Below are 21,498 nucleotides of genomic sequence, written 5' to 3'. Positions count from 1 at the left end.
ACCCCGGCAAGGACTCCTCCATGAGCAATGCGAAGTTCCTCGTATTCGCGGGCAGCGCGCGCGAAAATTCCTTGAACAAGAGGCTGGCGGCTGCCGGTGCGGAGGCCGTCCGGCGGGCGGGCGGCTCGGCGACGCTGATCGACCTCAACGACTATCCGGCGCCGATCTATCACGGCGACGACGAGGCCGCGCACGGATTGCCGGAGAATATCCTCAAGCTGAAACAGATGATCGCCGACCACGACGGGCTGCTGATCGCGACACCGGAATATAACGGCTTCGTGCCGCCGCTTCTGGTGAACATCTTCAGCTGGGTTTCGCGCAAGTCGGACAAGGGCGGTCCGGAAGACGTTCTGAAATCGAAGCATGTCGCCATCATGGCCGCCTCGCCGGGCCGGCTCGGCGGTGTCCGGGTGATCCCGCGTTTGCGCGACTGTCTCTGTGAACTCGGTTGTGTCCCGGTACAGGGCTTCGTCACCGTGCCGGCGGCAGGCAGCGCCTTTGCCGACGACGGAAACCTGGCGGACGAGACGGCACAGGGCGGCCTCGATTCCCTCGCGGCAAGGCTGGTTGCCGCCGCCGCATAGGGGGCGGCTGGGGCGGCCGCATGGCAGCTCTGCGCAATCGTCACGGAAGCTTCGGCACTTCGCGCTTGGCAGTCCGGGGGGGCGGTGTTATAGGGCCGTGCCACCGCAGCATTCGGAGGCACCATGGATATCCGCGAAGCTCTGACCTTCGACGACGTCCTTCTAGAACCGGCTCTTTCGTCGGTTCTCCCAGCCCAGGTCGACACGTCCACACAGCTCACCCGCACCATTCGCCTCGGCATTCCCGTGATTTCCGCGGCGATGGATACCGTGACGGAAAGCCAGCTCGCCATTGCCATGGCGCAGCTCGGCGGACTCGGGGTCATTCACAAGAACATGGACGCGTCCCGGCAGGCCGACGAGGTTCGAGCGGTGAAGAAGTTCGAGGCCGGGATGGTGGTGAACCCGGTCACGATTGCGCCGGAGCAGAGCCTCGCGGAGGCGATGGCGCTGATGTCCCGCTTCAAGATCAGCGGCATTCCGGTGGTCAAGGCCAAGACCGGCAAGCTGGTCGGTATCCTGACCCACCGTGACGTGCGCTTCGCGAAAGAGCTGACGCAGCCGGTGAAGGACCTGATGACCAAGAAGGTGATCACGGTCCGCGAGGACGTGACCCCAGAAGAGGCCCGCGCGCTGCTGCACAAGCACCGGATCGAGAAGCTGCTGGTGGTGGACGGCGATCACAAGTGCATCGGCCTGATCACCGTGAAGGACATGGACAAGGCGCAGAGCCACCCGAACGCCTGCAAGGACGAGAAGGGCCGCCTCCGCGTCGCCGCCGCGACCGGCACCGGCAAGGACGGCATCGCCCGCGCCGAGGCGCTGATCGATGCCGAGGTCGATATCGTCGTTGTCGACACTGCCCACGGCCACTCCCAGGGTGTACTCAATTCCGTCGACGAGATCCGCAAGCTCAGCAACCGGACCCAGATCATCGCCGGCAACATCGCCACCCGTGACGGTGCACAGGCGCTGATCGATGCCGGTGCCGACGCGGTCAAGGTCGGGATCGGCCCGGGCTCGATCTGCACCACCCGCATGGTGGCCGGCGTCGGCGTGCCGCAGCTGACCGCCATCACCGGTGCGCTGGAAGCCTGCCACAAGGCCGGTGTTCCGGTGATCTCCGACGGTGGCATCAAATATTCCGGCGATCTCGCCAAGGCGATCGCAGCCGGCGCCGACTGCGCCATGATCGGCTCGCTCTTCGCCGGCACGGACGAGAGCCCGGGGGAGGTCTACCTCTATCAGGGCCGCTCCTATAAAGCCTATCGCGGCATGGGGTCCCTCGGCGCGATGGCCCGCGGTTCCGCGGACCGCTACTTCCAGGCCGAGGTCTCCGACAATCTGAAACTCGTCCCGGAAGGGATCGAGGGCCAAGTGCCCTACAAGGGGCCGGTCGGGGCCGTGGTGCATCAGCTGATCGGCGGCCTCCGGGCGGCGATGGGCTATACCGGCAACGCGACGGTCAAGGACATGCAGTCGAACTGCAAGTTCCTCCGGATCAGCAGCGCCGGGCTGCGCGAGAGCCACGTCCACGATGTGACCATTACCCGCGAAGCGCCGAACTACCGGCCGAGCATGTAACCTCCAGGGGCGCCGCCCGCGCCCCCGGAACTTTTGAAAGCACAGTCCATGATCCCTGCGGCCCGCCTTCTCGCCGCGATCGAGATTCTCGAAGAAGCCGAAGCGGATCCGCGCCCGGTCGACCGGGTGCTCGAAGGCTATTTCCGTCAGCGCCGCTATGCCGGCTCGAAAGACCGCCATGCGATCCGCGAGCGGGTCTACGGGATCCTGCGCCGCCGGGCGCGGATCGACTGGCACCTCGAGCGCACCGGTGTCGTGGAACGGCCGACAGCCCGGCTCCGGGTCATGGCCGACCTGGTGCTGACGGACGAGCTCACCGGCAAGGCGGTGCAGGAACTGTTCTCCGGCGAGCGACATGCGCCGGATGCACTCGGCGAGATCGAGAACCGGGCCTTCTCCGCACTGAAGGACAAGACGCTCGACGGAGACGACGCGATGCCGGCCTCCGTGCGTCTGGAGACGCCGGAATGGGTCTATCGCCGCCTCGAGCCGGTGCTGGGCGACGAGCGTGCGGAAGCGTTGACGGCGATGGGCACGGAAGCGCCCTTCGATCTCCGCATCAACCCCCTGCACAAGGCTGACCGGGAGTCGGTCCGCGAGGCGCTGGCCAAGCAGGAGCTCGTCACCGAACCGACCCCTTACTCACCCTTCGGTCTCCGGTCGCGCGACCGCAAGCCGATCGACGGGCTGAAGCTGTTCAAGGACGGGCTGATCGAAGTGCAGGACGAGGGCGCGCAGATCGCCGCGCTCCTGCTCGGCGCAGCGCCGGGCATGCAGGTCGCGGATTACTGCGCCGGGGCCGGCGGCAAGAGCCTGGTCATGGCCGGGCTGATGGAGAACAAGGGCCGCGTGCTCGCGCTCGATACCTCCAAGGGCCGGCTGGAGCGCTGCGGTGTCCGCACCCGGCGCGCCGGGCTGCACAATGTCGAGCGGCACGAGCTTGCGGAAGGCAGCGACCGGCGCGTGAAGCGTCTCGCCGGAAAGTTCGACCGGGTCATGGTCGACGCGCCCTGTTCCGGGACCGGAACCTGGCGCCGCAATCCGGATGCGCGCTGGCGCTATACCGAAGAAGATTTGGCCGAGCTTACCAAGCTGCAGGCGGTCATTCTGCAGCGTGGAGCGCGGCTGGTGAAGCCGGGCGGACGGCTCGCCTACGTCACCTGCTCGCTCCTGCCCGAAGAGAACGAGGCCATCGTCGACGCCTTCCTCGCGGAACGCGGCGACGAGTTCCGCAGTCTCGATATCGCCGAGGTCTGGAACGAGACCGTCGTTGCCCTCGGCGGCGGCGCCTGCCCGGTGGACGGCGCGTGCCTGCGGCTCACGCCGCATCGCCACAACACGGATGGTTTTTTCGTCCAGATCCTTGAGCGCTCGGCCGATAGCTGAGTGCTTATTCGGCATTGAACCCGCGGCGGTCTTCACTATGATTCCCGGAGGAGTTTAGAGCTCCAAAGGGAAAGCCATGCCGGATCCGCGAGACATCAAGATCCGTCCCGCCGAGGCGAAGGATGCTTCGGCGGTCGGCAAGGTTCAGGTCGAGACGTGGCAGGATGCTTATGTCGGCATTCTCCCGGATCGCGTTCTGCTGGAAATGCGTCCCGTCCGTTCCGCCGCTCAATGGTCCAACGCGATCGCCAAGAACAGGGTGCCGGGCTTTTTCCAGGTGGCCGATTGGCAGGGCCGTATCGTCGGCTTCTGTCAGGGCGGACAGCGGCGTCAGGACATCAAGGCAGCGGGGAATGAGACCGGCGAGATCGCGGAGATCTACGTGCTCTACGTCGATCCGAGCTTTCAGGGGCTCGGCGTGGGCACGGCGATGATGGGTCGTGTCGTGGACAGCCTTGCCGAGGAAGGCTTCGGATCGCTCGTGCTGACCGTTCTGAGTGCCAACCGGCCGGGCGTCGCATTCTACGAGAAACTGGACGGATCGCCCGACCTGCCGATGGAATGCACAGTGATGGGCGCGAAAGCCGAAGAGACGGTCTACAGGTGGCCAGACATCCGCGCCTTGCAGGACCGGCTGGCCGGCGCCGAAGGGTAAGCCGATCCGCGCTCAGTCCGACAGTTTTTCAAGATAGACCTGATAGAGCACGGCCGGAAAGAACCTGAGTTTGCTCCCGTAGATGTTGGTGAAGGCATCGATGGCCGGCTTCGGCGTGCGCATGACGTTCTTCGCCGGGTCGGACGGGTCCCGCCACAGATAATCATCGAAGACCATCACGCCGCCGGTCCGGCAAAGCCTGAAGCCCAGCACCGCGTCGCACAGCACATCCGGAGCCTGATGCGAACCGTCGACATAGACCAGATCGAAATAGCTGGCATAACCCTCGGTGAGCAGGCGGGCGAGGATCCGGTCCGATCTGCCCTTGTGCTTTGTCAGCTTCACCTCCCGGGCCGCGGCTTCGGTCACGATCTTCATATTCTGGTCGAAGCGACGTTCGACCGCGCCCATGTCCCGCTCTTTCGTCTCGACGCTGCCTTCCCAGGTATCGATGCAATGGATCTCGATCGATTGCTCGTCCGCGAGTTTCTGGACGACGAAGCACGCACTTGCCCCTTCATATGAACCGATCTCGAGAATCCTGGCCGGCTTTTTCCGGGGAATGAGCGCTTCCCAGACCGATCGGGACATTTGGAACCAGTCGGTAGTAAATTCCGGCGCGGCTTTTTGCAGCATTTCGTTTCCTGATCCGTATTCCGTCGATCTGAAGGGGGAAAGCGACGGGAACGCGTAAGGTTCAATTGACCGAATGACTTTCTCTACTTGCGGGAAAACGGTGGATTTAGACAACTACTTTTTGGGGCGTTGTTTCTGCGATTATGTCCGCGATTCGATCCTTTGTCCCGGCCCGTCCGGGGCGCGATCGCCCGGGTGAGCGATGCCTCTGTCAGGCGCTCGGTCACCGGCCTTGCCGCAGTGCAGCGCTTCGGGTAGTTTCCTGCGCTTCTCTCCCGCCGAGCCAAATGGTGCCCGATGACCGATCGTATTCTCATTCTCGATTTCGGCAGTCAGGTGACCCAGCTGATCGCGCGCCGCGTGCGTGAAGCCGGTGTCTATTGCGAAATCATGCCTTTCAACACGCCGGTCGAGAAGATCAGGGAGTTCGGGGCGAAGGCCTTCATCCTCTCCGGCGGTCCCGCTTCGGTGATCGGCGAGGCGACGCCGCGGGCGCCTGAAATGGTGTTCGAGACCGGACTGCCGATCCTTGGCATCTGCTATGGGCAGCAGACTCTCTGCCACCAGCTCGGCGGACGGGTCGAGACCTCCGACCATCGCGAGTTCGGCCGCGCCTTCGTGAACGTCACCGACAATTGCATTCTCTTTGACGGGGTCTGGGAGCTGGGCGCCAGCGAGCAGGTCTGGATGAGCCACGGCGACCGGGTGATCGAGCTACCGGAAGGCTTCCGGGTCGTCGCCTCCAGCGAGGGCGCACCCTTCGCCGTCATCGCCGACGACGAGCGCCGCTACTACGCGACCATGTTCCACCCCGAAGTGGTGCACACGCCGCACGGCGCCGCGCTGCTTTCCAACTTTGTGCACAAGGTCGCGGGCTGCGCCGGCGACTGGACCATGGAGGCGTTCAAGGAGCAGGCGATCCGGCAGATCCGCGACCAGGTCGGCGACGGCAAGGTGATCTGCGGCCTCTCCGGCGGTGTCGACAGCTCGGTCGCGGCGGTGCTGATCCATGAGGCGATCGGCGAACAGCTGACCTGCGTCTTCGTCGATCATGGCCTCTTGCGCCAGGGCGAGGCGGAGGAGGTCGTGCGGCTCTTCGGCGATCATTACAACATTCCGCTGATCCACAAGGATGCGAGCGATCTCTTCCTTGGCGAACTCGCCGGCCAGACCGACCCCGAGGTGAAGCGTAAGACCATCGGCCGGCTCTTCATCGACGTCTTCCAGGAAGAGGCGAATAAGATCGAGGGCGCCGAGTTCCTCGCCCAGGGCACGCTCTATCCGGACGTGATCGAGAGTGTCTCCTTCACCGGCGGCCCGAGCGTCACGATCAAGAGCCACCACAATGTCGGCGGCCTGCCCGAGCGCATGAACCTGAAGCTGGTCGAGCCGCTGCGCGAACTCTTCAAGGACGAGGTCCGCGAGCTCGGCCGCGAGCTCGGCCTGCCGGAAAGCCTGGTCGGCCGCCACCCGTTCCCGGGGCCGGGCCTCGCCATCCGCATTCCGGGCAGCGACATCACCCGCGAGAAGCTCGACATCCTGCGCAAGGCGGACGCGATCTATCTGGAAGAGATCCGCAATGCCGGCCTCTACGACGCGATCTGGCAGGCCTTCGCGGTCCTGCTGCCGGTGCGCACGGTCGGGGTGATGGGCGATTACCGGACCTACGACTATGCCTGCGCGCTCCGCGCCGTCACCTCGACCGACGGCATGACGGCGGACTATTTCCACTTCGACCACGAATTCCTGAGCCGGGTCTCGACCCGGATCATCAATGAGTGCAAGGGCATCAACCGGGTGACCTACGACATCACCTCGAAGCCCCCGGGAACCATCGAGTGGGAATAGGTCTCATCTCTTAACTATTTGATATATATAAATTTACAAGTTTGGAAGTGGTTGGAAGTCGGCCCCGTTTTGGTTGCCGTAACTTGCTTTTCGTCTACAATACTAGAGGCAGTAGACGGCATGGCAACTGTTACGCAGAATGTATAAATGGATTGAATAATGGGCGACGAGAGCATTTCGATAAGAAAGCTTGAACAAGCCGATATGGCTGATGTTATTGAACTCTTGCAGTCGATGTCAGAGTTCAGGCCGCCAATAAATGATTACCCCCATATATGGGAAAATTTGTGCCGGCAAACCAATGTTCATTCAATAGTGGCAATTATTGATGAAAATATTGTGGGGTACGGCTCCGTTGTATTTGAAATAAAAATTAGAGGCGGAAAAATGGGACATATTGAAGATATCGTTTCCCACCCAAATTATCGAAAAAAAGGAATAGGTAAGGCTATTCTGGATGCATTGTTCGATGTAGCAAAAGCCAGCGGTTGCCACAAAGTTGCTCTTCAATGCCAAGAGCATAATGTGGAGTTTTATAAAAAATGTAATTACGAAATAAGCGGTGTGACAATGCAAAGATTTATGAAATAATGAAAAGTAAAATAGTTATGGGCATATAATATAAAAATGATAAGTTTTAGTTTATAGAAATTTTAAGTATGAAATAATAGTTAGATCAGTGCATTGCGCGATTTTGTATGAAAAATGCTTGTTTGAAAGAGTTGGCGATGCGGGCCATGTGAAACGTGTATGTTCTGGTTGGACGGTTTCGCATTGCTGAATTGCTAAGCGGTTGATAAGAAAATGACGTTCTGGTTCTGGTGCGATTTTTAATCGTCGCTAAGAACCCGGAAGTCGTTGGGAGATTAAAAAATAATAAAAATGAACTGCTTGTTCACTTACTGTGGTTGAAGGGGAGTGATCTTCCTGATCGTTTTCCTTTTCATCTCAGTTTCGTAGGGACCGGATGCACGCCGAGCGGAACTGTTTCGACGAGATCCGGCTCGCGCTGGCCTGCATCGTCCTCTTCGCACATGCGCACGAGCTCTCCGGCGCCGGCGCGCTGGCGTGGATGGCGAACTGGTTCGATGCCGATTTCGCGGTAAAGGGCTTCTTCGCGATCAGCGGTTATCTCGTCTCAAAGAGCTTTCTCTCAAGCCGGACCGGACGTGAGTATTTCGAGAAGCGGGTGCGCCGGATCGTCCCGGCCTATGCGCTCGTCATTCTCTATTGCTTCCTCGTCGGACTGTTCGCGACCGATCTCGGGACGACGGCCTTCCTGACGGACCCCGTGACCTACCGCTATCTCGGCGCGAATCTCGCTTTCCTGAACTTCTTTCAGCCGACTTTGCCGGGCGTCTTTGCCGAGAATCCCGTCGCGGCGATGAACGGGGCGCTCTGGACCATCAAGGTCGAACTCATGCTCTATTGCGTCCTGCCGGTGCTGTTCCTGCTCTACGGACGTTTAGGACACGCTGCCGGACTGGCTCTGGCGCTGTTGTTCGGCGTTGCGTGGTACGCCTATTTCAGCTTCGGTTTCGACCACCCGTTGGGGGCGGTGATCGCGCGTCAGTTCCCGGGGCAGCTTCCCTTTTTCGCCATCGGCAGCTTCCTTGCCGTGGCGGAGCCGGGCCGCAAGGTCATGCTCGGCCTCCTCGGGATCTCCGTCGTCTATCTCGCATTTGACGTCTCCGGACCGGCGGCGGAGCTGCTGAACATGGCCATGTATCCGGCCTTCGTCATCGGCCTGTCCCGGATCGGAGCTCTGAGTTTTGGCGTTGGCCGGATAGGCGACCTCTCTTACGGCGTCTATCTGTTCCATTTCCCCACCCTTCAGCTTGTCACCCGTCTCGGGCTCTTTCGTGTCGATGCCCATCTCGGCCTTGCGGTCGCCATTCTCGCCACTTTCGGTCTGGCGTTCCTCTCCTGGCGCTTTGTCGAACGGGGCTGGCTGCTCCGCTCATCGCATTATCGGTCCGCCGCGGACGAAAGCGAGAGCGCGGCGGCAAGCCGCGGCTGATTTCCCGGCAGACTCAGGAAGCCGACACGGCGTTCGCGAAGGCGAGGATCCGTTCCACGAGTCGGGCGAAGTTCGGATTGAACGTGAGGCGGGCCATGGCCTGCATGTCGATTCCGGGTATCTCAGCCCGGGCGAAGGTCTCGCCGCGGAGCGGTTGCGGAGCGGAGAGGCAGCGCTCGACCGCGTCGGGCGGTCGGTCGGCGGTCGCGCCGCAATCCCTGTAGTCGCCGTTTCGTCCGTAATGCGGATTTCGCGGCGAGACATGCAGGGCGAGATGCGAATAGCCGTAGATCCGCTGCTCGGGATGGAGGCTGTCGAGACGGAGGACCCGGGGCTCGTCCGGCATTGTCGGGCTGTCCGGAGCCCGCTCATAGATCAGCAGACGGCTCAACGGCGAACGGAAATGGTGCCGAAAGATCCGCAAGTTCTCGAAGATGTCGATGGTTCCGTCGTCGGCGCTCTGCGCAAGGAAAAGCGGGGTCTCAACGTAGCCGCGCGTCCGGAGCATCGCCTGCAGGTCGTGCGATAGCAGGAAGGTCTCGGCCAGCGCATTGAACGGCATGGCCTCGTAGCGGGCGTAATCCTCCGACGCTTCCGTGTCCGCCCAGGTGACCAGATGTCTCAGCCACACGGACTGGCCGACCCAAGCGGCGCGTTCAATGCTGAACGCCGGCGAGAGCGCGATGATGCCTCTGATCCGGGGATCGGTCAGGCCGATCTCCGCTGCGATGAGGCCGCCCAGAGACACGCCCGCGACATAGATTTCGGAGACGTCTCCTGCCAGCGTCGAGATGCCGAAGCGCGCGGATTCCAGCCAGTCTTCCCTGGTCACCGCAAGCAGATCTCCGGGGCGTGTGCCGTGTCCGGGGAGCAATATGGCGCGCACCAGAAAGCACTCTTCGGACAGCGCGACCGCGAGATCGCGCATCGAGAAGGGCGTGTCCGAAAGCCCGTGGATCAACAGAATGCCGCGCGACGGCCGTGCTCCCGCCTGAGGCTTGCAATGTCCGGCCCGGCGGGAGTTCGAACGGCAGCGCCGCCTCGAGAGCCTTGTCCCGGTCGAGGCTGGGCGACACCGCCAGGGCGGTTGCAACGCGGCGTCTCGTATCGCGCAGATACGTCCGGAAATCTCCTCCGCGAGCCGTCGTGGCGGGCGCGGTTTTCGATGGAAGGAGACGCGGATCGTCGGCAGCCTTCGCCCAGGTACCGCTGACCATGAGGCCGGCGGCGAGGCAGAGAAACAGGAGGGCGCGCACCAGTCCTGACATCCACGAGGCGGCCTCGTCCCTCCACCCGTCTCGCGTCTTCCCGTTCATGCGCTTTGCCGGACGTGAGCGCCGCGGAGGCCGGAGATAGGAGAAGACGAGGACACCGGCCAGCAGCAGGCGAAGCTGCGCGGGATCTCGCCCGGAGGATTGAAGCATAGGATAAATTCTCCGATAGATCAGTGATGCAGGACTGTGCGGCGCCCGTGGCGATCAGGGGACATAGAGCGAAAGCTCGACATCCACGTTGAACGGCTGGGAGAGGTAACCGTTGGCGGGATTGCGCACATGGTCAAGATAGTCGGGGCAATAGTCGGCATTGTCGGCGACGACAAAGGCGCCGTGCCGGAGATGGGGTTCGACGAGGTCGAGCACCTCGGGATAGAGCGATTTGGCACCGTCGAGCAGCAGAAGATCGATAGTATCGGGCAGGTCGCTCGCCAGGGTCTCGAGAGCATCGCCCTCGCGGAACTCGACGAGGTCGGCGAGCCCGGCCTCGGTCAGGTTGGCGCGGGCGCGGGCGAGCTTGGAGGGTTCGAACTCGCTGGTGATCAGCAGGCCGCCGCCATTCTCCCGGAGGGCCGCAGCGAGATAGAGCGTCGAGGTTCCGAATTCGACGACCGACTGTGCGCGGCTGCTGCGGGCAAGCATGTGGAGCAGCGTTCCGGTTTCGCGCGAGACCGGGAGCGCGATGTCCTTCAGCTTGCCGTAGAGATCGAGATAAGCGGTCTTGCTCCGCATCATGCGGTCGGTTTCCTCGCCATTGGTCTCCGAGAAGATCGCGCGGACCGACGGCGAGGCCATTTCGGCTTCGGCGAACAAGCGGTCGAGCAGGGGGGCGAGCGGCGATTGGGTCAACAGGGGCATGGGATTTCCGTTCCGGTTCAGGTGTGTCTGGAAGCCGGTTTAGAAATGCGAATGAACATTCGCATTTTCTATTCGCATTCGGGCAAGCTGGGAGCGGAGTGATCAAAAATGTCGTGAAATCAGTTTATTGGGAGGCCTGCGGCGGGGGCTGGCGGCTAAATCTGGGAGGTGCCGGGGGCGGCTGTTCAGGTTTTTGGCGCCCAACGTCAGCCTGTCCGCTTCGCCCCAAGGCTTTCGAGATAGGCGCAGAGCATGTCGGCCATGGCGTTGCCATAGGTTTCGATCTCCGCCTCCGCGCGGGGGCTTTCGGAGAATTCCTTCCCGAGGGTACTGAAGGCATTCATGACCAGCTCGCCGGCGAGGTCGCGGGTCGCTTCCGGCAGGGTTTCGCGCATGAAGGCGCGGAAGGTGTCGTCGATCGTCTCTCTTGCCTCTCGGGCTTCCGGCGCGTCCCGGTAGAGCGGAGCGGCGTCGTTCAGCGCGACGCGCACCTCGGCCTCCTCGCATTCGGAGCGGAGGAAGACGTGAACCAGCATGCGCAAGCGCTCGAGCGGCGGCATGCAGAGATCCTCCAGAATCTCCCGCAGCATGCCGGTGGTCTCTCGCCATTCGTCGCTCTGCAGGCGGAAGAGGATCGCGGCATTGTTCGGGAAATACTGGTAGAGCGACCCGACGCTAACCCCGGCCTTTTCCGCAACCCGGGCGGTCGTGAAGCGGTGCGCGCCTTCCTTCGCCAGGACCTGGAGGGCGGCTTCGAGAATGGCCGCGACCAGCTCGGCGGAGCGGGCCTGTTTCGGTTGCTTTCGGGAGGAGATCGTGGGGGGGCGGCGCTCGGCCATTTCGGAAGAATCACGTTAAAGGATGGATGTGACGTATTCATTGCATTGTACCCGCGCGGGACGTGGCCGCAAAGCTCGTCCGGACGTGATCGAGAGCGTCTCCGGCGGCCCGAACGTCACGATCAAGAGCCACCACAATGTCGGCGGCCTGCCGGAACGGATGAACCAGAAGCTGGTCGAGCCGCTGTGCGAACTCTTCAAGGACGAGGTCCGCGAGCTCGGCTGAGGGCATGACGGCGGACTATTTCCACTTCGATCACGAGCTCCTGAGCCGGGTTTCCACCCGGATCATCAATGAGTGCAGGGGCATCAACAGGGTGACCTACGATATCACCTCGAAGCCCCCGGGAGCCATCGAGTGGGAGTGAGGCCCTCAGGGCGCCTCTCTCTTTTCCGCAACAGGTCCGCCGGTTTCCGCAAACTATCGTCGATGCACGCGTCCGGAGGCGGATTGCACTGGAATGTCACAACTCGATATGAGAACATAACATGAACAAAATGCATTGCATGGGGAGCGTGACGGTGGGAGAGCAATTGTCGCTCGCATTCGGGTCGCCGGCGCCGGCGGCGATCTCTTTCTTCGCTCTGCGGCCGGATGCCCGGGCTGCGCGGGAAATGACGGAGGTCGGCAAGCTGTGCCGGGCGCGCTGCGGGAGTTCGGCGCGGCTCTACGGGCCGGACCGGCTGCATCTGTCCCTCGTGCCGGCGGTGTCCCGGAGCGGTTTCAGGCGGTGTGACGTGGAGGCGGCCTGCGGTGCGGCAGCCCGTATCAGGATCAACCCTTTCACCCTGAGGTTCGACCGGCTCTGTACGTTCGGCGGCCGCGACAAGCGTCCGGTGGTGCTGCGCTGCGACGACGATGCGTCTGCCGTCACAGCGCTTCGAAGCCTGTTACGGAAGGAGCTGGCGAAGGCCGGGCTTTGCCCGGGCATTACGCAATTTCAGCCCCATGTCACGCTATTCTGGGACCGGAATAGGGTTCCGGAAACGCGTCTCGAGGCGCCGATCGGTTGGGAGGTCGAAGAGTTCGTGCTCGTGCGCAGCCTGATCGGCCGAAGTCGGCAGGTCGAGCTCGCACGCTGGACCTTGCGCGGCGGATGAGCGCGGGCGCGGAGGCGCGACTATTTCGGCGAAGGCGGCCTGTTCGCCAGTCGTCGTGACCATGGGAAGGTATTGGGATGTGACAAGAACACCATGGTATATAGGGGTGGGTAGAAATCAGATAGTGTAGTTCCATGGTCAGCATGCCCAAACTTGGCGAAGCCAGGCGCGAATATTTCGCGGATGCGAACCTGGTCAAGACGACGCTGAGCGGGACCCTCACGGCGGAGATTATTCTGCAGGAAGTCCGGAACCGGCCGGATATCACGCGCTGGAACCGCGTGCTGTGGAACTATCTGGATGCCGATCTCTCCGAATTGCAGTTTGCCGATTCTCAGAAGATCGTCGCCGCCGTCACGCAGGCGCCCGAGGCCAGGCAAGCTGGCTACAAGGCGGCTTTCGTCGCGAGACCCGGTCCGGATCAGCTCGCCCTCAGCATCTACGCGGTGCTGATGGAGGAGCAAAAAATTCCCGGCCGCGAGTTCAAGATAGTCGCGACCGAGGACGAGGCCCTCGCGTGGCTGATGAGCGACGCGGAGTCCGAGAAACCGGCGGCCGGCTGATCCATATCGGGTAGCTCGATCGGATGCCCGACAAGATCCGCACCTGGACCCTGCAATCACTTGTGCATGAGCATGGCGCATTCGGATTGTCGCCTGGATACCGGCTCCGGCTATATCCGTAGATCGGGCCGTCGACCTCCGGCTTCCTCCGGGTTCGTCGTCCTGCAATTATCTGCCTGACACTTCAAGTCGCGTCCGGATAGCTCATGCCAACCACCGTCATCTCTCCCGCCGCGGGAGCGGAATCGCCGCGTGTCGGCATCGTCTTCGGGTTGCTCGCGGCCGTGATCTGGGGCGGCTTTCTTGCCTACTCTCGACGGGGTGTGGTTGTCGGTCTGGAGGCGGTCGATATCGCCTTTCTGCGTTACGTGTCCGCCGGGCTGGTCATGCTCCCGCTGTTTCTGCGGCGTTCGGTCCGGAAGGAGCTTGCCGCGCTCGGCTGGTTCAAGCCGCTGGTCCTGGCAGCTCTCGCCGGACCGCTCTTCATCATCGTCGGGGCGAGCGGATTCTATTTCGCGCCGGCCGCCCATGCCGCGGTTATCCAGCCGGGGGCAATGACGCTGGCGAGCGTCTGCGCCGCGACCCTGCTCTTCGGGGAGCGGATGAATCCGGCGCGGCTCGCCGGGGTGCTCATTCTCGTCGCCGGCCTCGCGACCATCGCCGGTCCGGGACTGCTCGGCGGCGAGGCCGGCGCCTGGCGCGGCGACCTTCTCTTCGCCGCCGCGGGAACGATGTTTGCCGCTTACACGATCCTTGTCCGGCGCTGGAGGATCGGGGCCTGGACCTCGACCGCCATCGTCTCGGTGCTCTCCGGCCTCATGCTCGGGCCGGCCTACCTCGCGCTTCGCGGTCCCGGCGCGCTCCTCTCCGCCTCTCCCGCCGTGCTCCTCGAACAGGTCGTCGTGCAGGGCATCCTTTCCGCCGTCGTCGCGCTCTTCGCATTCGCCCGCGCCGTCCACCATCTCGGGCCCGGCCGGGCCGCCGTCTTTCCGGCGCTGGCGCCGTCGATGGCGATCCTGATCGCTATTCCCGTCGTCGGCGAGTTTCCGACCGCGTTGCAATGGGCCGGACTGGCCGTAGCGACGCTCGGACTGCTCATCTCGCTCCGCCGGCCGTCCTAGGAGCGGATTTGCGGATTTCACAGGAAGGGCTTGATTGCGGCGGGAATGGGCCCGACCTTCTCGGGCGGACTTTCGCGGACGCCAGGAAACCGCGGCAGTCGAGCCGGGAAGGGGAAGCCGATGTATGTTGCGATTGCCGGGGCCGGAATCGGGGGACTGACGGCGGCCCTCTGCCTCGCCGAGCGGGGCATGCGTGTCCGGGTCTTGGAGGCGGTGGACGAACTCCGGCCGCTGGGTGTCGGCATCAACCTGATGCCGTCGGCTTCGACCATCCTGCACGGACTTGGGCTTGCCGAGGCGCTCGACGAGATGGCGATCCGGACACGCTGCGTCGAATACCGGACGCGCTATGGTCACCTGATCCAGTCAGATCCGCGGAATGTCGAGGCGGGTTTCGCGGCGCCGCAATATTCCGTGCATCGCGGAGAGCTGCAGTTCCTGCTTCTGGAAACGGTGCGCGAGCGGCTTGGAGCCGATGCCGTCCTGCCGGGAAAGGCGGTCCTTCGGTTCGAGCAGGACGAGGAGGGGGTGCGGATCTTCTTCGCCGACGGCTCTTCCGGCAGGCATGACCTTCTGATCGGCGCAGACGGTTTGCATTCGGCGGTCCGCGCGCAAATCCATCCGGGCGAGGGACCTCTGCATTACGAAGGCACGATGATGTGGCGCGGCGCCGTCTCCTCCGGGGTGATCGGCGACGGAAGGACCATGGTCATCGCGGGCGATCACGATGTGAAGTTCGTCACCTATCCGATCAGCGAGCGGGTGCGGCGGAAGGGACGGGCGCTCACCAACTGGGTCGCAGAGCTGCGGCGCGACCGGCCGCGCGATATCGAGGACGCGGACTGGACCCGTGAGGGAACGCGTGAATTCATTGAGTCCTTCAGGGGCTTCAAGATGCCGGACATGGACATCGTGCGCCTGATGGAAGAGACCGGGACGATCACCGAGTTTCCGATGGTCGATCGCGACCCGATCGATTTCTGGACCGTCGGCCGCGTGACCCTGCTCGGCGATGCGGCGCACCCGATGTATCCGATCGGCGCCAACGGCGCCTCGCAGGCGATCATTGACGGCCGGTGTCTCGCCGATACGCTGGCCGACATGCCGGGACCGGAAGGTCTGCTCGCCTACGAGGCTGCGCGGCGCCCGGCGACGGCGGAGATTGTTCTGGCCAACCGCCGGTCCGGTCCCGAGCGGGTCCTCGACATCGCGGCCGCCCGCGTGACGGGGCCCGAGGACAGGATCGAGGATCTCATCTCGGCGGAGGAACTCGAGGAGGTCGCTGCCAGCTATCGCAATACGGCGGGTTTCCGCAAGCAGACCGGGTGAACCGAAGGAGACGGACATGAGCGGATATTTCACCGAGGATTCTTCCGCCGCGGTGGTCAACGGCCGGACGGCCGGGACCGCGAACCCGCGCGTGGCGGAACTCATGACGTCGCTGGTGAAGCACCTGCACGCCTTCGCCAAGGAGACCGGTCTCACCCAGGAGGAATGGGAACAGGCGATCGCCTTCCTGACCGCGACCGGGCAGAAATGCTCCGGCGAGCGTCAGGAGTTCATCCTGCTCTCCGACGTGCTCGGCTTTTCCATGCTGGTCGATGCGATCAACAATCGCCGCCCGGAGAGCGCGACGGAGAATACCGTCTTCGGACCCTTCCATGTCGCCGGGGCACCGGTCCGGGAGATGGGCGAGACGATCTCGCTCGACGGCAAGGGCGAGAGCTGCCGTTTCGAGGGCCGGGTGATCGATCTGGACGGAAAGCCCGTCGAAGGCGCGCGGATCGACGTCTGGTCCGACAATGCCGACGGGTTCTATTCGGTGCAGCAGCCGGACGAGCAGCCGAAATGGAACAACCGGGGGATCTTCGTGACCGGGCCCGACGGTGCCTACAATTTCACCGGCATCAAGCCGGTCTCCTATCCGATCCCGGAAGACGGGCCGGTCGGCGACATGCTGAAGGCGCTCGGCCGTCATGCCTGGCGACCGGCACACATGCATTTCCTGATCACCGCGCCGGGCTTCGAGAAGCTCGTCACGCATACTTTCGTGGAAGGCGATCCCTATCTGACCTCCGACGCGGTCTTCGGCGTCAAGGAGAGCCTAGTCGCGCCGTTCGAGCGGATAGATGGGGATACGCTCTGGCGGTCGCGCTACGATTTCATTCTGACCCCGGCTAGCCAATCGTTAACCATTGCAGACTAATAAATTCGGCGTTCCCGCTCCTGCCGCGCGCCGGCGGAGTATCCCTATGGATGACCCGATGTCCGATCTGCTGCTGTCGATATTGGAAACGCCCTGTTGCCGCGACTTTGCCGAAGCCTGGAACCGCTGGCGTGGAGCGGCGGTTGCGCCGAAGCGGGCCGACATCCGTCTCGAGGAGATCGCCCGCTGGCTCTCGCTGCTGAGCGTGCTCGAGATCCGCTCGCGCGAGGAGCAGGTGTTCCGTCTGGTCGGCACGCAGATCAACGAAGCCCGGGGCCGCGAGCTGACCGGAACCACACTGAAGGAGCTTTCCCGATCCGAGGACTGGCCCGCCCGGTCCAGGGTCAACGAGGCCATGGCGGCGCAGCCCTGCGGGATCACCTTCCGCGCCAAGTTCAGATACAGCGTCGGCGAGGACGCCGTGTCGGAATATCTCTGCCTTCCGGTATTTCCGAACGCTCCTGGCGCACCGGTCCAGCTCTTCACAATCCGTCAGCCGCTGCGAAACGTGTCCATGCAATTTCCGCAGCTCAATCCCGAGAAGAACCCGGTCGGGGATGACAACCGGTTCATCGATATCGGCGCCGGCGTGCCCGATCTCTCGCTCCTGCCGGAGCCGATTCCGCCGGTTTCTCTGCCGCGCTCGACACCCTGACAGTCTCGAGGCTCCACCCAGCGCGGAGGGAATTGCCAACCGGCTCCGGATCAAGTAGACAATCCCGGACATCAAGAGTTGAGCGGACGCTCAACGCCAACCTGCTCCCCGAGCAAGGTGGCGCTCCTGTCGCGGAGGATGTGGCCAGACGGCAACCAAACGGGTCCCGCCGAAATGCCCGCTCTGCTTGATGCCTGTAACTGCAGAGGGTTTGAACATGCCGATCAGGATACCGAATGACCTTCCCGCCTTCGCCGCACTCGAGGCCGAGGGTGTCATGGTCATGCGCGAGGCGGACGCGGTGCGTCAGGATATCAGGCCGCTCCAGATCGGGCTCCTCAATCTGATGCCCAACAAGATCCGCACTGAGACCCAGATCGCGCGCCTGCTCGGCGCCAGCCCGCTGCAGGTCGAGCTGACGCTGATCAAGATGACCGACCACGTGCCGAAGAATGTGCCGCAGGAGCATATGATCTCGTTCTACGAGCCGTGGAGCGATCTGCGCGAGCGGAAGTTCGACGGCCTCGTCGTCACCGGAGCACCGGTCGAGCGGCTGCCGTTCGAGGAGGTTTCCTACTGGTCGGAACTCTGCGAGATCTTCGACTGGACGCAGACCCATGTGCATTCCAGCCTGATGATCTGCTGGGCGGCACAGGCCGCGCTGCACCATTTCCACGGCGTGCCAAAGCACGAGCTGCCGAAGAAGGCCTTCGGCGTCTACCGGCACCGCAATCTGGCGCCGGCCTCGGGCTATCTGCGCGGTTTTTCCGACGATTTCTCGATCCCGGTCTCGCGCTGGACGGAAACGCGCGTGGCCGACGTTCCGTCGTCCGCCGGGGTTCAAGTCCTGATGGACTCGCCGGAGATGGGACCGTGCCTGATGGAAGACCGCGCAAAAAGCGCGCTCTACATGTTCAACCACATCGAGTACGACTCGGATTCTCTCGGTGAGGAGTATCAGCGCGACCTCGGGCGCGGCATGAATCCGGAACTTCCGCACAGTTATTTCACCGACGACGATCCGACCCATCCGCCGCTGAACCGCTGGCGCAGCCACGCCCATCTGCTGTTCGCCAACTGGATCAACGAGATCTACCAGACGACGCCGTTCGATCTCTCGGAGATCGGAACGGTGCGCGATCGCCGGCAGGCCGGGTGAGGGCGCGATGACAGAGTCGAAAGTAGCCCTGATCACCGGCGCGGCCCGGGGGATCGGCCTCGCCGCGGCGAGGAAGTTCCTCGACGAGGGCTGGCGCGTGGCCCTGCTCGATCGGGACACGGACACGCTGAAGCGGGCGGTGGAGGATCTCGGGCAGCGAAACGGCGCCATGCCGGTCTTCGCCGATGTCTCGGATCCGGAGCAGGTGCGGCGTGCGGTCGAGGAGACGGAGGCGGCCTTCGGGCGCCTCGACGCGCTGGTCAACAATGCCGGCGTGGCGACTTTCAAGCCGGTGCTGGAAACCAGCTTCGAGGAATGGTCGGAGATCATGGCGACCAATCTTAACGGCCCGTTTCTCTGCACCAACGCGGCGGCGCCGGTGATGCTGAAAACCGGCGGCGGCGCGGTGGTCAATATCGCCTCGATCTCGGGCCTCCGGGCAAGCCTGCTCCGTGTCGCCTACGGCACCAGCAAGGCCGCGGTGCTGCACCTGACCAAGCAGCAGGCCGCCGAACTCGGGAATCTCGGGATCCGGGTCAATGCCGTCGCACCGGGACCGGTGGACACCGCCATGGCGAAGAAGGTTCACACGCCCGACATCCGCGCCGACTATCACGACGCGATCCCGCTGAATCGCTACGGGCTGGAAGAGGAGTTGGCGGAGGCGATCTTCTTCCTCTGCAGCGACCGGGCGAGCTACATCAACGGCCAGTATCTCGCGGTCGACGGCGGCTTCGACGCGACCGGGATCGGCCTGCCGAGCTTTCGAAGCGAGTGACTGGTCGGGGCCTGCGACATTTCGCGACTCGTCCGGCGGCGTCGCTGAACGGCATATGGAGCATTGACGGCATAGATCGGTGTCGGAAAGCGACATGCAGATGGTCAGGGCGTTCTTCATGAAATATCGGCGCGCGGTGCGGGAATGCATCTGCGCTGGCGTTGCTGCCCTGCTGGTGACAGCGATCTATATCGGCGGACTCCAGCTATCCGGCAATTTCCATCCGGTGATCGTCGGCGAGATATACCGTTCAGCGCAACCGGCGGCCGGCGACATAGCGTCATATCAGAGCGCGTACGGTATCCAGACGATCGTCAATCTGCGTGGGACGGGCGGAAATTCGGCTTGGTACGAGACCGAGATCGCCGAAGCGAGGAAGCTGGGAATTGCACATATCGATTTCCCGATGTCCGCATCGGAGGATCTGTCGCAGGACGAGGCAGCGGACCTTGTGAAGCTCCTCGCCGCGGCGGAAAAACCGATCCTGATCCACTGCAAGGCTGGCGCGGACCGGAGTGGGCTGGTGGCCGCGCTCTATCTCGCGGCGATCGCGCATCGAGACGAAGAGAGTGCCGAGTCGCAGATCTCCCTTCGCTACGGCCATATCTCGCTGCCCGGGGCGGGAGCTTGGGCGATGGACCGAAGTTTCGAAGCCCTAGAACCCTGGCTCGGATATCACAATTCCTAAGCGGATTCTCGCAATTCGCGAATGGCGCGAATTTCTTGCTGGGCCGCTGAATACCAGTGTATGGTTTGCCCCGCAGTCCTTCACAACTTCCTGAAAATGACATCCGCCCGTACGGGCAAACGACCGTCAGCCGATCTTCACCGGAAAGATCTTTGTGAATTCTCGCGGCCGAATGGGACCGGCTCGGGATAGGCGGGCCGGGGCGCAAGCCCCGGTTCGCCGCTTCAGGATGAGAGACCGTCAGACGAAGCTTGCCAGCGTTTCCGCGCAGTCCCGCAGCATTACCGCTTTTTGCGTGCAGACCGCGATTTCCTCGAACCGTGCCGCCGGACCGACGATGCCGAGTGCGGCCTTGGCTTTGCCACGGCCGTCAAGGATCGGAACCGCGATGGACGTGACGCCCGGTTCATACTCACCCGTGACGAGCGCGTAGCCGCGTGCGCGCGTTTCGCCGAGGTCGGACCGGAGTGCGGCTGGGTCGGTCTTGGTCGTGGCCGTGTAGGCGGGCAGCGGAGCGGCAAGCAGTTCGTCGATGACCTCCTCTTCGGCGAAGGCCAGGAGGGCGCGGCCGATTGCGGTTGCGGTCAGCGGGAGACGCGAGCCGATGCCGAAGCCGGAGGTAATCAGCGCCGGGTCGCCAGGCGAGTAGGCGACATAGATCGCGTCGGCTCCGTCCCGGACCGCGAGCGAGATCGCGTCGCCGAGCTGTTTCGAATAGGACGCCATGACGGGCTGCACCGTCCGGCCGAACTGGCGCTCCCTCAGATATCCGCTGGCGAGCCGGAGCACGCGGGGGCTCGGTGCATAGGAGCGGTTCGCTTCCGTCAGATAGCCGAGGCGCACGAGGGTCAGGACCAGTCGGCGCGTCACCGAGCGGTTGATGCCGGTCCGGCGGGCGAGATCGGGAATGGTCAGGGGAGCGGCCGCGCTTTCGAAGGCCTCCAGCACTTCCATACCTTTCGCGAAGGTCAGCGAAATGTCCTTGTCGGCGATCTCCGTGGAGAGCGGAGCGGCTTTCTCTGGCACTTGGACGGTCATGGTGCTCCCATGGGCTTGACCGAGCCCTGCGGCTGCGGTCTATTTTGTCTTTGATCAATAATAGACCGAATGTTCGATAATCGGTCAAACGGAACAGCGGGTCCGGCGTCCTGTCAGGGCCTGCAAGGAGAGATCTGCCGTGGGAGAGAAAATCTCCGTAACCTTCGTGAAGCCGGACGGCGCGCGGGAAACCGTCGAGGCCGAGACCGGCGAGTCCGTCATGCAGGCCGCCGTCTTCAACGATGTCGAGGGCATCGAGGCCGAATGCGGCGGAAGCTGCGTCTGCGCCACCTGCCACGTCTATCTCGATGACGCAGGCATGAAGCTCGCGCCGCCGGCGCAGGAGGATGAGCTCGCAATGCTGGAGGACGCGGCCGCCGAACGGCGCGAGACCAGCCGGCTCTCCTGCCAGATCAAGCTGACCCCGGAGATGGACGGCCTTACCGTCACCATTCCGGAGACCCAGTACTAGCCGCCTTTCATCCGCGTCTTCGACGAAGGA

22 protein-coding genes, 1 pseudogene and 1 riboswitch are annotated in these 21,498 nt (G+C 63.3%); of the genes and pseudogenes, 18 read left to right on the top strand and 5 right to left on the bottom strand.

From position 1 onward, the window contains the following. The first annotated feature begins 20 nt into the window (after positions 1 to 20). The 4 genes from IG122_RS08360 (at position 21) to IG122_RS08345 (ending at position 4,212) form a co-directional block, all read left to right on the top strand. On the top strand, positions 21 to 587 hold the full coding sequence (locus tag IG122_RS08360; protein ID WP_193182352.1) for an NADPH-dependent FMN reductase: 567 nt from the start codon (positions 21 to 23) through the stop codon (positions 585 to 587). Between the two features lie 123 nt (positions 588 to 710). Further along, complete coding sequence (gene guaB, locus IG122_RS08355; RefSeq protein ID WP_193182351.1) at positions 711 to 2,171, top strand: IMP dehydrogenase; 1,461 nt, start codon at positions 711 to 713, stop codon at positions 2,169 to 2,171. Positions 2,172 to 2,219: 48 nt separating this feature from the next. Continuing rightward, positions 2,220 to 3,557 carry an RsmB/NOP family class I SAM-dependent RNA methyltransferase gene (locus tag IG122_RS08350; RefSeq protein ID WP_193182349.1) on the top strand — a complete coding sequence of 446 codons (1,338 nt, stop codon included), beginning with the start codon at positions 2,220 to 2,222 and terminating at the stop codon, positions 3,555 to 3,557. A gap of 76 nt (positions 3,558 to 3,633) precedes the next feature. After that, positions 3,634 to 4,212 carry a GNAT family N-acetyltransferase gene (locus tag IG122_RS08345; protein WP_193182347.1) on the top strand — a complete coding sequence of 193 codons (579 nt, stop codon included), beginning with the start codon at positions 3,634 to 3,636 and terminating at the stop codon, positions 4,210 to 4,212. 12 nt (positions 4,213 to 4,224) lie between these two features. On the opposite strand, the gene IG122_RS08340 is transcribed toward IG122_RS08345, so the two are convergent. Next, entirely contained in the window at positions 4,225 to 4,848 is a 624-nt protein-coding gene (locus tag IG122_RS08340) for a class I SAM-dependent methyltransferase (RefSeq protein ID WP_193182346.1), read from the bottom strand. Between the two features lie 297 nt (positions 4,849 to 5,145). On the opposite strand from IG122_RS08340, the gene guaA reads away from it, so the two are divergent. From guaA to IG122_RS08325, 3 genes are all read left to right on the top strand, one after another. Beyond that, the gene (gene guaA / locus IG122_RS08335) at positions 5,146 to 6,696 is read left to right on the top strand and encodes a glutamine-hydrolyzing GMP synthase (protein WP_193182345.1); all 1,551 of its coding nucleotides are present in this window, start codon (positions 5,146 to 5,148) and stop codon (positions 6,694 to 6,696) included. Between the two features lie 159 nt (positions 6,697 to 6,855). After that, positions 6,856 to 7,287, top strand: a complete 432-nt coding sequence (locus IG122_RS08330) for a GNAT family N-acetyltransferase (protein ID WP_193182344.1) — start codon at positions 6,856 to 6,858, stop codon at positions 7,285 to 7,287. Positions 7,288 to 7,663: 376 nt separating this feature from the next. Continuing rightward, on the top strand, positions 7,664 to 8,716 hold the full coding sequence (locus tag IG122_RS08325) for an acyltransferase family protein (protein ID WP_193182343.1): 1,053 nt from the start codon (positions 7,664 to 7,666) through the stop codon (positions 8,714 to 8,716). Positions 8,717 to 8,729: 13 nt separating this feature from the next. Here the strand turns inward: IG122_RS08325 and IG122_RS08320 are convergent, their stop codons facing one another. The 3 genes from IG122_RS08320 to IG122_RS08310 form a co-directional block, all read right to left on the bottom strand. Then, a complete protein-coding gene (locus IG122_RS08320) occupies positions 8,730 to 9,809 on the bottom strand; it encodes an alpha/beta hydrolase (protein WP_226893393.1) in 1,080 nt (359 codons plus the stop codon). A 385-nt stretch (positions 9,810 to 10,194) separates the two neighbouring features. Next, positions 10,195 to 10,848 carry an O-methyltransferase gene (locus IG122_RS08315; RefSeq protein ID WP_193182339.1) on the bottom strand — a complete coding sequence of 218 codons (654 nt, stop codon included), beginning with the start codon at positions 10,846 to 10,848 and terminating at the stop codon, positions 10,195 to 10,197. 206 nt (positions 10,849 to 11,054) lie between these two features. After that, positions 11,055 to 11,687 carry a TetR family transcriptional regulator gene (locus IG122_RS08310; protein ID WP_193182337.1) on the bottom strand — a complete coding sequence of 211 codons (633 nt, stop codon included), beginning with the start codon at positions 11,685 to 11,687 and terminating at the stop codon, positions 11,055 to 11,057. A 79-nt stretch (positions 11,688 to 11,766) separates the two neighbouring features. Here IG122_RS08310 and IG122_RS08305 point away from each other — a divergent pair. The 10 genes and pseudogenes from IG122_RS08305 to IG122_RS08260 form a co-directional block, all read left to right on the top strand. After that, positions 11,767 to 12,055: pseudogene (locus IG122_RS08305) on the top strand (GMP synthase (glutamine-hydrolyzing)); the annotation flags it as partial. A gap of 121 nt (positions 12,056 to 12,176) precedes the next feature. Beyond that, positions 12,177 to 12,788 (top strand): 2'-5' RNA ligase family protein, encoded by a 612-nt coding sequence (locus tag IG122_RS08300; protein WP_193182335.1) that lies wholly within the window; start codon positions 12,177 to 12,179, stop codon positions 12,786 to 12,788. A 134-nt stretch (positions 12,789 to 12,922) separates the two neighbouring features. Continuing rightward, complete coding sequence (locus IG122_RS08295) at positions 12,923 to 13,351, top strand: hypothetical protein (RefSeq protein WP_193182333.1); 429 nt, start codon at positions 12,923 to 12,925, stop codon at positions 13,349 to 13,351. Between the two features lie 206 nt (positions 13,352 to 13,557). Next, entirely contained in the window at positions 13,558 to 14,472 is a 915-nt protein-coding gene (locus tag IG122_RS08290) for a DMT family transporter (RefSeq protein WP_193182331.1), read from the top strand. A 120-nt stretch (positions 14,473 to 14,592) separates the two neighbouring features. Beyond that, on the top strand, positions 14,593 to 15,801 hold the full coding sequence (locus IG122_RS08285) for a flavin-dependent oxidoreductase (protein WP_193182328.1): 1,209 nt from the start codon (positions 14,593 to 14,595) through the stop codon (positions 15,799 to 15,801). A gap of 16 nt (positions 15,802 to 15,817) precedes the next feature. Further along, entirely contained in the window at positions 15,818 to 16,678 is an 861-nt protein-coding gene (locus IG122_RS08280; protein WP_193182326.1) for an intradiol ring-cleavage dioxygenase, read from the top strand. Between the two features lie 46 nt (positions 16,679 to 16,724). Then, positions 16,725 to 17,333: a PAS domain-containing protein gene (locus IG122_RS08275; RefSeq protein ID WP_193182324.1), complete on the top strand. Its 609-nt coding sequence runs from the start codon at positions 16,725 to 16,727 to the stop codon at positions 17,331 to 17,333. A 63-nt stretch (positions 17,334 to 17,396) separates the two neighbouring features. Beyond that, positions 17,397 to 17,502: riboswitch (SAM-I-IV-variant riboswitch) on the top strand. Between the two features lie 48 nt (positions 17,503 to 17,550). Beyond that, a complete protein-coding gene (locus tag IG122_RS08270) occupies positions 17,551 to 18,492 on the top strand; it encodes a homoserine O-succinyltransferase (protein ID WP_193182322.1) in 942 nt (313 codons plus the stop codon). Positions 18,493 to 18,499: 7 nt separating this feature from the next. Further along, a complete protein-coding gene (locus tag IG122_RS08265) occupies positions 18,500 to 19,270 on the top strand; it encodes an SDR family NAD(P)-dependent oxidoreductase (protein ID WP_193182320.1) in 771 nt (256 codons plus the stop codon). Between the two features lie 94 nt (positions 19,271 to 19,364). Further along, positions 19,365 to 19,958: a dual specificity protein phosphatase family protein gene (locus tag IG122_RS08260; protein ID WP_226893392.1), complete on the top strand. Its 594-nt coding sequence runs from the start codon at positions 19,365 to 19,367 to the stop codon at positions 19,956 to 19,958. 240 nt (positions 19,959 to 20,198) lie between these two features. Here IG122_RS08260 and IG122_RS08255 read toward each other — a convergent pair whose 3' ends face one another. Beyond that, the gene (locus IG122_RS08255) at positions 20,199 to 20,996 is read right to left on the bottom strand and encodes an IclR family transcriptional regulator (RefSeq protein WP_193182318.1); all 798 of its coding nucleotides are present in this window, start codon (positions 20,994 to 20,996) and stop codon (positions 20,199 to 20,201) included. A 139-nt stretch (positions 20,997 to 21,135) separates the two neighbouring features. Between IG122_RS08255 and IG122_RS08250 the strand changes: the two genes are divergently transcribed. Continuing rightward, on the top strand, positions 21,136 to 21,468 hold the full coding sequence (locus IG122_RS08250) for a 2Fe-2S iron-sulfur cluster-binding protein (protein WP_319024841.1): 333 nt from the start codon (positions 21,136 to 21,138) through the stop codon (positions 21,466 to 21,468). Positions 21,469 to 21,498: the final 30 nt, after the last annotated feature.

It is taken from the genome of Nisaea sediminum, from assembly GCF_014904705.1.
Classification (GTDB): domain Bacteria; phylum Pseudomonadota; class Alphaproteobacteria; order Thalassobaculales; family Thalassobaculaceae; genus Nisaea; species Nisaea sediminum.
The sequence above is the reverse complement of the archived record's forward strand: the minus strand, read 5'-3'. Positions and strand labels throughout refer to the sequence as shown.